Origin of the sequence: Bradyrhizobium sp. PRIMUS42 (assembly GCF_023006515.1) — a bacterium.
Taxonomy (GTDB): domain Bacteria; phylum Pseudomonadota; class Alphaproteobacteria; order Rhizobiales; family Xanthobacteraceae; genus Bradyrhizobium.
This window is the reverse complement of the sequence record NZ_JALBGZ010000231.1, coordinates 1-8568: the sequence shown is the minus strand read 5'-3', so window position 1 is coordinate 8568 and position 8568 is coordinate 1. Positions and strand designations below refer to the sequence as shown.

Annotated in this window: 10 protein-coding genes and 1 tRNA gene; all 11 read right to left on the bottom strand. The window is 63.7% G+C overall.

The window, feature by feature from the left end; genetic code table 11:
• The coding region (locus tag MOV75_RS18390) for an FAD-dependent oxidoreductase (protein ID WP_247006329.1) at positions 1–110 on the bottom strand (110 nt) is incomplete at its 3' end.
• Between the two features lie 9 nt (positions 111–119).
• Positions 120–830, bottom strand: a complete 711-nt coding sequence (locus MOV75_RS18385) for a dihydrofolate reductase family protein (protein ID WP_246927998.1) — start codon at positions 828–830, stop codon at positions 120–122.
• A gap of 20 nt (positions 831–850) precedes the next feature.
• Positions 851–1525 carry an FABP family protein gene (locus MOV75_RS18380; RefSeq protein ID WP_246927996.1) on the bottom strand — a complete coding sequence of 225 codons (675 nt, stop codon included), beginning with the start codon at positions 1523–1525 and terminating at the stop codon, positions 851–853.
• A gap of 169 nt (positions 1526–1694) precedes the next feature.
• Positions 1695–1874 (bottom strand): hypothetical protein, encoded by a 180-nt coding sequence (locus tag MOV75_RS18375; RefSeq protein ID WP_246927994.1) that lies wholly within the window; start codon positions 1872–1874, stop codon positions 1695–1697.
• A gap of 313 nt (positions 1875–2187) precedes the next feature.
• On the bottom strand, positions 2188–2436 hold the full coding sequence (locus tag MOV75_RS18370) for a hypothetical protein (protein WP_246927992.1): 249 nt from the start codon (positions 2434–2436) through the stop codon (positions 2188–2190).
• Between the two features lie 391 nt (positions 2437–2827).
• Positions 2828–5431: an EAL domain-containing protein gene (locus MOV75_RS42710; protein ID WP_309486832.1), complete on the bottom strand. Its 2604-nt coding sequence runs from the start codon at positions 5429–5431 to the stop codon at positions 2828–2830.
• Between the two features lie 314 nt (positions 5432–5745).
• Positions 5746–6525, bottom strand: coding sequence for a DUF2182 domain-containing protein (locus MOV75_RS18350; protein ID WP_246927990.1), 780 nt, complete (start codon positions 6523–6525; stop codon positions 5746–5748).
• Between the two features lie 126 nt (positions 6526–6651).
• Positions 6652–7284 (bottom strand): DUF1326 domain-containing protein, encoded by a 633-nt coding sequence (locus MOV75_RS18345; RefSeq protein WP_246927988.1) that lies wholly within the window; start codon positions 7282–7284, stop codon positions 6652–6654.
• A gap of 255 nt (positions 7285–7539) precedes the next feature.
• Positions 7540–7615: transfer RNA gene (locus tag MOV75_RS18340), tRNA-Phe, on the bottom strand.
• A 185-nt stretch (positions 7616–7800) separates the two neighbouring features.
• Positions 7801–7983, bottom strand: a complete 183-nt coding sequence (yacG, locus tag MOV75_RS18335) for a DNA gyrase inhibitor YacG (RefSeq protein ID WP_246927981.1) — start codon at positions 7981–7983, stop codon at positions 7801–7803.
• A 145-nt stretch (positions 7984–8128) separates the two neighbouring features.
• Positions 8129–8568, bottom strand: a 440-nt coding sequence (locus tag MOV75_RS18330) for a Maf family protein (protein WP_247006327.1), incomplete at its 5' end; no start/stop codon positions are given.

Below are 8568 nucleotides of genomic sequence, written 5' to 3'. Positions count from 1 at the left end.
CGCGCCTCCAGGACCGTCACCTTACGGCCGGCATGCGCCAGCTCGCGCGCCGCCATCAGGCCGGCCGCACCTGCGCCGACGATGACGATATGCTCTGTTATCTCCGGCATGGCCGCGCGCTACCGATTCGCGGCTAGCGGATCGTTCCTGATCAGATAGCGGAGCAGCAGGACGCCGCCGCCGAGCGCGCGCGTGCTCTCCAGCGTCATCGCGGCGATCGGCGCGCGCTTGTCGCTATCCGCCTCCGTCGAAGAAAACACGAAGGGCGCGCCCGTTGCACCATCGACCGCGGGGCTGAGGATCAGGTTGAATTCGTCGATGAGACCGGCGCGCAGGAACGCGCCATTGGCAACGCCGCCGCCTTCCACCAGCAGGCGCTTCACGCCGAGCTCTCGGGCGAGAATGTCCAGTGTCAGCGCCAGATCGATCTCGGACTTGCCGGCAAAGATGTAGGACACGCCCTCGCCGCGCAGGCCGGCGAGATGCGAATCCGGCACGCTCTCCGTCAGCACGACGACGATCGGGTCGCCGCCGATGTCCGAGCGGCCCCAGCCAATCCTGCCTTGCGCATCGAGCACGACGCCATAGGTTTTCGCGTCGCGCCGCGCGAACCAGTTTTCGCGCGGCAGTTTCGCGTCATTCGTCACGGGATATGGTTTGCCCTTGGCGAACTCCGACCCGGTGACGCGGCCGATCACCCAGGCATCGCCGCCGAGCTCGTCATGGATCTTCTCGAACCAGTCCGTCCCCGCCCCCTTCGGGCGCCAACGGCTGGGGTGGGTGCGGCCATCGAGGCTGGAGTGCATCAGGCAGATGACATACGGTTTCATGCAAGCCTCCGGGCAGCGCTTCAGGCCGCTGATCCATTGCCGGGCGCATTCTCCTTGGCGCGATCGTTGACGATCGCCGCGAGCGGATTGAGCTCCGGCGGCGCCACCAGCTGCAGCGTGTTGGTGTCACGATGATTGAACGGCGCGCCGCGCACGAACAACTCGGTCTGGATCAGATAGGTCCAGCTGCCGTCGTCGTTGAAGGTGATATCGCAACGGTATGCATCGGTGCGGAAAGCTTGTTCCAGAAAATCGGTCGAGCAGATCCCGTAGGCGGTGTCGCCGCGCTTCGCGGTGACGGAGATTGTCCTGTCATCAGGCCCGGCCTTGCCCGAGGCCAGCAGCACCTGACCGCGCGGAATGGCCAGCGTCTGCATGATCAGTCCGGTCGCGGGCTCCCACAGCCAATAGCCGACCTGGTCGTGGAAGGTGATGTCTTCCTCGGGCGTGTTGATGTGGATGTGATAGCGCAGCCCATAGAGGAGCTGCGGCCCGTTGGCCTGCGGATCGATCGGGTCCATGCGGATGCGCTCGATGAACGTCCGCCGCTCCGGACCCTCCGCTTTCGGATTGATGTCGATGCCCTTGTCCGCCTGCCAACGGCCTGCGAGGCGGCGGAGCGGGCCGAGATTGGCGAGGCCGTCGGGCGAGACGTCCTCGGGCTCGGTGAAGATGTCGGCGGGAATGGGGAGCATGGCGGCCTCAAATCGTTGCGGAGGCAGCAATATCATGAGAGCGCGGGTGTGGCTCGTGCTCAGACCTCACAATCGCGAATGACATAAGCCCCATGCGCAGGTGATCGTCGAGCTTCATGTGAGGCGAAACGGAGCCGAACCGGCCTGGTTCGGCTCCGCCGCGGGACGCCTAGTGGCGGTGATCGCGGACCTCGGGATGAGTGCGGTGGTCCCTGACGATGGTCTGACTGCGATGGTCGCGCACGACGGGCGGGTCGCGATGATCGCGCACGATGGTCCGTGCGCTGGCGGGCGTCACCGCGCTTGCCAACGTGATCGCTGCGAAAGCCACGAGAATGTAATTGCGCATCAGTCTTGTCCTTTGCCTGGTGGATCACTGCGAGCCACCTGACGCAAAGCTAGATTGATCGAACGGAATGATATGTGTCGACGATCACGAATGCTCGTCGATGCGACGGCGAACGTGCATCGTCCAATCGGAGGAGAGGCCACGCCGCGACCGACACGATCTCGCATGTTTCGGCTGCGCCCTGCAGAGCCGGCCTCTCCAACGCTAGCCGCCCTGCTACTTCAACGCCAGCCCGCCGATAACGCCACGCTGCTGCAATACGCCGAGGTCTTGCCCGGGTTGAGTTTATCGCCGCCGCAGCCGAAGACCGCTCTCAAGCCGCTTCGGACACTGATTTCGCACGCTCCTCGAGCACGCCGATCGTGGAGACCAGATTGTCGCGCCGCGCTCGAAGGTTAAGCGCAAGCAGCGGATATGCCGGCTCGTGCACGTCAAACACACCGGATTTGGCCTCCTCCTCGAGAATATCGGTATTCAAGAGCCGAACGCGCCACCATAAATCGGCGATCAACGCGTCGAGCCGGAGTTCACCAGCAGCACCAGAACGGGACACTTCCTGCATCGCTTGCCTCAACCTGAAACGGCCTCCCTGCTGAGGCCTGGATTTGGCGTTGACTGAGCAAGCGGAGTGCCAGGAATGGAGGGACGAGATCCGGCTCGTAAATTAGCTGCGCGGCGCGATGCTTCGGCCTCAGCGGAAGTCGAACGCACCAGGTGGCCAATCCCACCCTTGTGAGCCATTAATAATGCGAGACAATTTTGGCGAAGGGGAAAGTCGCCTGCTCAGCTTCCTAGTCACGGACGCAAGGGTTCCAGTGCCGCGCCACGATGACAAACGCCGGAGGCATTCGACTTTATGATTTGATTTCCACTGCATCCCCGCCGTCAGCGGGTCTGCGCGCTGCGGTCGTAGCCCGCTCTGCCGCGCGCGACCTGTCCCCACTCGCCCCGTCTCACGCCACACGTCGTCTCCGGCGCGCCACGGGGACTTGCCAGGACAAGCCGGCGAGCGGCACTGGTTTGCTGAAGTGGTATCCCTGGCCGAGCGGGATGCCGAGTGATTGGAGCCGTCTGACCTGTTCGGAGGACTCGACCCCCTCGGCGACGATCGACAGCTTCAACGTCTTCGCGAGCTGCACGATGGACTTCAGCACGGCGACGGTCTCGCAGCGATCGATCCTGTCGATGAATGACTTGTCGATCTTGACCTTGTCGAACGGAAACGCCGTCAGATAGGACAATGACGAGTATCCGACACCGAAATCATCGAGGGCAATGGAGACGCCGAGCGCCTTGAGGCGCTGGAGCGTCTTGAGGTTCTCCTCACTGTCGGCGAGAAATACGCTCTCAGTGATCTCGAGCTCGAGCCGGGTTTGCGGAAGTCCGCTCTGCGCCAACGCAAACGTCACGGTATCGACGAGATTGGTGCCGGCAAATTGCAGGGCGGAGAGGTTGACAGCGACCTTGACGTCGGCCGGCATGCTCATCGCATCGCGACAGGCCCTGGCGAGCACCTGATTGCCGAGCTCGACGATCAAGCCCCCCGCCTCCGCCACCGCAATGAACTCCGCCGGAGGAATGTAGCCCCTGCTGCTGTGATGCCAGCGCGCCAGGGCCTCGACCGATTTTGCCCGACCGGTGCCGAGCTCGATCACGGGCTGATAAAACACCTCGATCTCCTCGCGCCAGATCGCTTCACGCAGCTCGATCTCGAGCACGTTGCGCTGATCCGCTTCGGCCTTGAGCTCCGCCGAATAGACGTGGAAGCAGCTTCGGCCGGAATTCTTTGACCTGTAGAGCGCAAGATCGGCGTTGCGAAGTATCTCGTCGACCCGCGTGCCGTGCTCGGGCACGAGCGCAAGGCCAATGCTACAGCCGATCACGACGGGATGGCCATCGATGTGATAGGGCTCGGCGATGGCCTGGACCAGCCGCGCCGCCAGGCTCTCAGCGCCGTCGCGCAACGCGGCCCGGCCCGGCGCCACGATCACGGCAAACTCGTCGCCGCCGATTCGCGCCGCTGTATCGACGTCGCGAATTTGCGCCTTGATCCGGTCGGCAACCTGCTTCAGCAACGCGTCGCCGCATTGATGGCCAAGCGCGTCATTGACGGACTTGAACTTGTCCAGATCGAGCAGGAGCACCGCGAACGCGGGCTCCAGCCGGCGCGAGCGGGCCAGCGCCTGGTCGATGCGCTCCTTGAACAGGTTGCGATTGGCAAGGGCGGTCAGGCTGTCGTAATGCGCCAGCCGCTCGATGCGGTCCGCCGACGCCTTGCGCTCGGTGATGTCCTCGTGAGTAGCAACCCAGCCGCCACCCTCGCGCCGGCCGTAGGAGATGTAGACGACCCGTCCATCCGGAAACTGCACGGTGTTCGATATCTGCTCCGACTGGACGAGCCGGTTCTTCAAATCGACGAGGTACGCCTCGACGTCGAGCACGGCGGTCTGCTTGGCGAACACCTCCCGGAAGTCCATGCCGATCCGAATGTCTTCCGGTACGAGTCCGTACAGTTCGAGCCACTGCCGGTTGAAGGCGATCAGGCGGTCACGGCCGTCGAACATGCTCAAGCCCTGGGGAAGGGTCCTGAGCGCATCCTCGAACTTGCTGGCAAAATCGCGCAGCTCGCGGTGGGCGCGATTCAGCGCCTGCTGCCGCCGCCAATGGAATGTCGTCGCGGCCAGGATGATGAACGTAAGCAGCAGCGCGCCGCCGAGATAGACCTTCTGCCTGAAGGCGGAGCGGGAATAAATCTCCTGCTCCGAAATGCCGACGGTGAAGATGAGCGGAAACGCGCGCGACCTGCGCGCGGTGATCAGCCGGTCGCTGCGGTTCGGTCGGTTCTCGTTCCAATATTGCACATAGAAGCCGTCCCCCAGCTCGCCCTCGACGCGGCTCGGCGCGCGTTGTCCCAGCACGGAGCCCTGGTCCACGCCACGGGCGGCAAGCACGACGTGGTTCGCATTTCTGAGCACCAGCGTTCCTCCGACGCCGAGCTTTGCGGTGTCGTAAAACCTGCCGACGACGTCGACGCTGAGCGAGCCGACGACCACGCCTAACGGATTCCCGGCGAGGTCGAACAGCTTTCGCGCGAGCTGGATGGTCCATTTGTGCGACGCCCGCCCCAGCACTGGGGTGGCGACGTAGAGCCGGTCATCGGCTTGCGCCATGACGTTGATGAAGTGCTCGCGATCGCCAAGATAGAGCGGCGGGCCCGAATAGCCCGCGGTCGTATTGATCATGTAGCCGTCCAGTCCGATCAGCGCGAACTGAACCACGTCGCCGGTCGCAATGCGGGCCTTGTCGGACCATGACTTCAGACTAAAGGTGAGCGGTTCCTGAGCGTAGAGCGTTCGCACCACCAGCAACGACTGATCGACGCGCTCGAAGATGCGTTCGGTGTTTTCCTCGAACAGTTCGGCGACGCTGTCGCCGTGCGACCGCGCCTGCCCGACCGCGTCCGCCCGCTCCGATGACGTAATCGCGATGTAGCCGATCCAGACCAGGGGCAGGAAGAAGAATGCGATCTGCAGCGGGGCATTGCGCAGAATCGTCAACGCCGCCCTGCGAATTGATCTCGCGAGCATCATCCTGCCCACTCCCCGCGTCAGCCACAGGGGCAGAGCAGAGCTCATCGCGGAAAATAGCACCGGCTCCCTCCGCCTTGCACCGGGACGGCCACGGCCGGAAACCGGACGCGGGCCTGTCCATGGCCCCGAAGTTAAGCGGGACAGCCTTAAATTTCGGTTGGAACAATGCTCAATTCTTCGGCTTGCGGCTTCCGTATGATCACGGAAGTCAGACGTTTTTGAGCAACCGGGCGATATTGGCATATTGGGAGCAGCATTTGAGCGGCCCCCGGTTCCGGGCCTCACACCGCGCGCGCAAGAACGATTACGCCGGACAGGACGAGGATCGCGCCTGCCGTATAGCTCAATCTTCGGCCGAACGGCAGCAGCTTCTCTCCGGCGACATAGAGCATGATGCCAACGATCCAGACCAGGTTCATCACGCCGCCGACAAACAGCAAGACCATCAGAAACCAGCAGCAGCCGACGCAGTAGCTGCCGTGGCGCAGCCCCATGCGGAATGCCCCGCGCGTGCCGGGCCGCCAATGCCGGCTGAGAAACAATAGCGGGCTCTCGCAGTACCTCAGGCAGGCGTGTTTGAGTGGCGTGAATTGATAGAGTCCCGCGGCAAGCAGGATGACGCCGCCCAAAACCGCGCTGGTGCTTGCCATCGCCATCGACAAGAGGCCGAGGCGCTCAAGCAGCCATTGCGCCAGGACTGCTGCGAGACTGAATCCTGCCCATGTCACGAGGTACCCGGCGAGAAAGATCCAGGCATCGATTGCGGCGCGGGGTGCCGTCTCGTGCTTGTGCCTGACAGTCGCATACAAGAGGACGGTGGGCGCCGCGCTCGGCGCCATCATCGCGATCATCATCACCCACCACATCGCGAACAGCAGCGCGGCAGAGCGCAGCGTCCATGGCATGGGGGCCATGTCCGGCATCTCGGCCATCATGTCGGTGTCCATGCCGGCGCCGCCCGCGAGATAGGCCCAGGCGAGCGCCGCCACAGCGGCAGTCCCGATCGCGACGATCAAGCGATCGCGGGAGAGCAGGTGTTCCAGTATCGCACGCCCGTGCATTGGTTGACCGCCAGCGCAGTGACGAATCCGGGAGTCGGCCCCTCATCCTTCGCGACGCGCGTTGTCGCGCTCCCCCGCAACATAACGTGCTGACACCGATGGTACGGCCTCGGTGTCAGCGCTGCATCACGCCGCAACGCCCTCGGGCGTCTGTACGACATTGGCGAGCGAGCTGTGCGTGCCCTGGGTCTCGAATAGGATCGCGCCGGTCGAGCGGATATTGGCGGACGCGACCTCGGCAGCTCTGTGCTCGAAGCCCTCGGGCATGACCACCTGAACTCGATGTGGAGCACCGGTCACGGGATTCTTGATCGGCTCCACCTCGGTCTCGAGCAGATCGCCGGCGACGAGTTTTGCGACACGGCCATCCTTGTCGAAGGAGAATTCGAACGGCGCGAAAACCGGATCGTGAATCGTCGTTACGATCAGGCTGAAGATGTGGAACAGCGTGCCCTCCGCCGAATGCTTGCCCGACAGAATGTTGAACAGCGCCTGTCGCTGCTCCGGCGTGGCGCGCTGGTCGACGATGGGCTGCATCTTGCCGTTGCCTTGATGCAGCGCGCCCGGAAAATCCACCACGACCGCAAAACAAATGCCGTCGAGCTTGACGCCCTCAAAATGCCCCGTCGTGATCCGCATGCCGACCATGCCTTTGCAATAGCCGAGGGTCGGTAGAGCGTTGAAATCGCAGGGGCAGCCAAACGCGCAATTGCAATTCTTCATCCATTCGCCTTCGAGACGCCAGTCCGATGCAGCCATGACACATCTCCCAATGTGAGCGGGGACAGCGGCAGCCATTGACGAATCTGTTCGGCGTTCTTGTCGAGCCGAAGCGAAAAGCGCGCGAGCGGGATCGAATCCGATCAGAAGGCCGGCATCGCAGAAAAAGGTACGGTGGCGAGCTGCCGTTTACCGTCCCAATGGCGAGGGATCATATCAGCGGCAGCCGGTCTCGTATAGCGAACCAGGATAGTGGCTCGGGATCGGCCCGCAGCTGGGAATGTCGTCAGGGAATGGTGCCCAGGGGCGGAATCGAACCACCGACACTGCGATTTTCAGTCGCATGCTCTACCAACTGAGCTACCTGGGCGTGCTGAGCGAAGGACCCAAGGCCCATCGAGCGGGCGGTTTATAGTGGGCTCGGGGCGGCCTGTCCACCCGGCTTCGCCAAGTGGCTTCGCCGGGCGCGGCCCGGCTGTGCACAAGGTGGGACGGGCTTGCCGCGGCTTGCGGGCGGCACGCTGGCCATCCAAGCAAAGCGTTGATATAATTTAACTATTCGACGTCATCCACGTCGTCGTCGCGGCCGGGGATGACGTAGGAGCCTTTCAGCCAGCGATTCAAGTCGACGTCGCGGCAGCGCGAGGAGCAGAACGGACGGGTGGCCTCGGACTGCGGCTTGCCGCAGATCGGACAGGTTTTGAGCGGGCTGGCGGGATTTTTGACCTGGTCGTCCATGATGTCGGCGGCTTGCACGGGGTGAAACGGTTCAAGAGCCTGTCGGCAAACAGGTTCCCTGGGCGGCGGCGCATGCGCCCCGCCCGGCCATTCTACTTTGCATGGGGTTGTTTTCGCGATTTTTGTTGGGCCGCGGCTTGCCGGCTCACACCGCGGTGGTGGCGTTGAGCCAGCCGAAGCGGATCGGGAAGCCTTCGCCGCCGAGCAGCGTGGTGGTCTCATAGAGCGGCAGGCCGACCACGTTGGTGTAGGACCCCACCATCTTCACCACGAAGGAGCCGGCGATGCCCTGCACGGCGTAGCCGCCGGCTTTGCCGCGCCATTCGCCGGAGCCGATATAGGCCTGGATGTCGTCTTCCGAGAGGCGCTTGAAGCGGACGCGGGTCTCGACCAGGCGCTGGCGGAAGGCCTCACGCGGCGTGACCAGACAGATCGCGGTGTAAACGCGGTGGTTGCGGCCCGACAGCAGCCGCAGGCACTGCGCGGCCTCGTCCACCAGATTGGCCTTGGGCAGAATGCGGCGGCCGACCGCCACCACGGTGTCGGCAGCGAGGATGAAGGCGCCGCGCAGCTCGTCGTCGAGCT